This window comes from Candidatus Jordarchaeum sp., assembly GCF_052745115.1.
On the sequence record NZ_JBRAKS010000551.1, the window covers coordinates 1 to 1,595 of the forward strand.

The window sequence follows — 1,595 nt, forward strand, 5'->3', positions numbered from 1 at the left end:
TTCTCTCCACTATAAGGGTATCCCTACCCCCAAAAACTCATTTTCAAATACTGAATTATACAAAGAATTCAGCCTTGGAATGCGCAAAATATTGACCTAGTAAACTAGTAAAAATTTGAAAGGAGGCACCTGCTTCAAAGATTGAAAAACGCAGGTTTTATTATATTCTCAAGAGAAAAATGGTAAGATTATCTCGTACATTAATTGGATTATGTTAACAAGCATATTAACCTCTTAGGAGAAAGCTACTAGTTTAAAGTGTTTGAAGATACTAAACTAAGGATAGATATTGCACTAGGTCTAAAACTTTATGATTTTTTTTAAATTATTCTCATAAATATGGTGCTAAAAATCGAAAAACGAACTAACTATGGGCAAAGCAATTAAAATAAGCCTTAATTTTATTCTAGGATTGATGCGACATTTATTTCTCTGGACGAAGGGTAGACTTAATCAAATTGTCAGCAGAAAAATCTCCCTCTGTCAACGGGGCCAAAGAGGTGTCCTCACCAATCAGCTCTTCTCGAATAGCAGTTACTGAAAGTCCCTTCTTTGCAAGACTTTTAGTTTTTTGCGACAAGTCCTCCAAATATCCTATACATGTTTGTAGAGCCTTACGGCCATCCGGAACTATTTTTCCTAGTGCAGTGAATAGAATAAGCCTCTTGGTCGGAAGTTCTGCGATTTTTTTCATTGATTGGATGGTTTCTGCAACATCTTCATGTGGCCGGAAAGCTTTTGGTCTTTCTGTAACAAAAAGGTCACCAGTAAAACACCAACCTTTCTCGGATTCCAGATGCTACATGACCTACAGAGTGACTGGGAGTTTCTATTATTTGGAAGCGAAAGTGGTCGGTTTCTATTATTTCAGGTAAGGGATAAACATGGGTGGGCTCAGGATAACCCCAAACCATTTCCTGATATTGGAGTAGTTTCGGAACCTGATTTATTAATGGGATTGCTTCAGGATGCGCAAATATTTTGATTCCAAACTTTTTTTGGAGGAGATAATTTGCTCCTATATGATCTTCGTGATGATGCGTGTTAACTGCAAATCTTACATTTTTGCCCTCTAAAAATTCTACCAATTCTTCAGCTGTATGCCTAGGACCGGTATCGATAAGAAGCCCATCAACGAGGTAAGCAGCAGCCCAATAAAGAGGTTGACCATTCATAGTTTGGCTCAACTTTATTTGCATCACTTCTTCAAAGTGATTAATCTCAATCATTCGCAGAGCCTCCTAAATCTGCCAAATTTAAACTCCGAAAAATTCACTCTCATAATTTTCAAACCATTCTGTAAAGCAATCATTAACTTTGCGTGGAAACCGTCGTTTTTCTTTTTAGTCCATTTAGGGTTGTTATCAAGTTTTGAAGGAAGAGTCGTCCAAGGAGTGGTTCTGAGCAGTTTTCATGAGTGTCTATTTCAACCTATTTTTCGAGCAGACCCTGTATTTCTACGATTGCTTGGGAAGTACGCAGCTTGATACTTTCACCTGAAAAGGTTTCGGTGACTTCTATTAGGTCGGGTGGAACCTCGTAGGGTTCTACTCTATGTAGAAATTCATAGAATTACATAGAGTTGGGGCTTCACA

The 1,595-nt window shown here is 37.8% G+C and carries 2 protein-coding genes; both read right to left on the minus strand.

All coding sequences use genetic code 11. From position 1 onward, the window contains the following. Nucleotides 1-424: 424 nt before the first annotated feature. Nucleotides 425-694 carry a hypothetical protein gene (locus ACUVXA_RS20740; RefSeq protein ID WP_445873196.1) on the minus strand — a complete coding sequence of 90 codons (270 nt, stop codon included), beginning with the start codon at nt 692-694 and terminating at the stop codon, nt 425-427. Between the two features lie 67 nt (nt 695-761). Then, nucleotides 762-1,229 (minus strand): MBL fold metallo-hydrolase, encoded by a 468-nt coding sequence (locus ACUVXA_RS20745; RefSeq protein ID WP_445873197.1) that lies wholly within the window; start codon nt 1,227-1,229, stop codon nt 762-764. Nucleotides 1,230-1,595 lie beyond the last annotated feature (366 nt).